At 53.3% G+C, this 1002-nt stretch carries 2 protein-coding genes; both read left to right on the forward strand.

Features of this window, described 5'->3' with window-relative positions; all coding sequences use genetic code 11:
• The first annotated feature begins 82 nt into the window (after positions 1–82).
• Positions 83–436 (forward strand): COG3415 family protein, encoded by a 354-nt coding sequence (locus CA13_RS36095; RefSeq protein ID WP_419194366.1) that lies wholly within the window; start codon positions 83–85, stop codon positions 434–436.
• On the forward strand, positions 423–1002 hold a 580-nt coding region (locus CA13_RS34395; RefSeq protein ID WP_419195351.1), incomplete at its 3' end, for an IS630 family transposase. The genes CA13_RS36095 and CA13_RS34395, both read left to right, overlap by 14 nt.

The following is a 1002-nucleotide window of genomic DNA, read 5'->3' on the forward strand; positions in this document are numbered from 1 at the left end:
CTAGAGCACTTGAAAAATTGATGTAGGTGCGTTGACGGAGATCGGTTAATTTGACGTTTTCGCCAACACGGAGGTGTGACTGATGAAAGCGTTGGACATGGATTTGCGTGAACGAATCCTGGCTGCCATTCTTGAAGGGAAGGAGAGCATGCCGAAGATCGCCGAGCGGTTTTCGGTCAGTTACAAGGTCGTTCAGAAACTCAAGTACCAGTGGCGGGATCTGGGAACGCTGGAACCTCAAACGCATCACTGTGGTCGCAAACGAGCGTTCAGTGAAAAGCAGAGCAAGAAGCTCGATCAGTTGATCCGTGAGAATCCATCCTGGACGCTCGAGCAGTTGCGTCAAAAACTTCGCATGGACTGTACAATACAGACAGTCTGGAACGAAGCTCGAAGGCTTGGCCACTCATTCAAAAAAAACGTTGCGAGCAACTGAGCAGTGTCGCGATGACGTTCGCCAGCAGCGTGGTTGCTGGAAGCGACAACAGAAGCGGTTGAATATCGAAAAGCTTGTCTTTCTCGACGAGACCGGCGCGAAAACGAACATGACGCGGCTGTATGGTTGGGGGCCGAAGTGTCAGCGAGTCGAGGATGCGGTACCGCACGGCCACTGGGAAACGACCACGCTAATTCACGCCATTGATTGTCATGGCAGCCGAGCATCGATGATCACAAACGGCCCGACCAACTCGTGGGTGTTTGAGGGATTCGTCGATTGGCTTCTTGCCCCGGCGTTGCGACCTGGCGATATCCTCGTGATGGACAACCTCTCCAGCCACAAGACCGCATCAGTACTCAAAAAGATTGAGCAGACCGGCGCGGAAATCTGGTTCCTGCCGCCATACTCGCCGGATCTCAATCCAATCGAACAGATCTTCTCAAAGATCAAGTCCCATCTACGCAGAGCCGCCGTTCGCACCGAGCGGAAACTCTACAACGCGATCGCCAAAGCCATTGATGCCGTCACTGCTGAGGATTGCCTGAACTGCTTTCGCAACTCAG

This window comes from Novipirellula herctigrandis, assembly GCA_007859835.1.
Classification (GTDB): Bacteria; Planctomycetota; Planctomycetia; order Pirellulales; family Pirellulaceae; genus Novipirellula_A; species Novipirellula_A herctigrandis.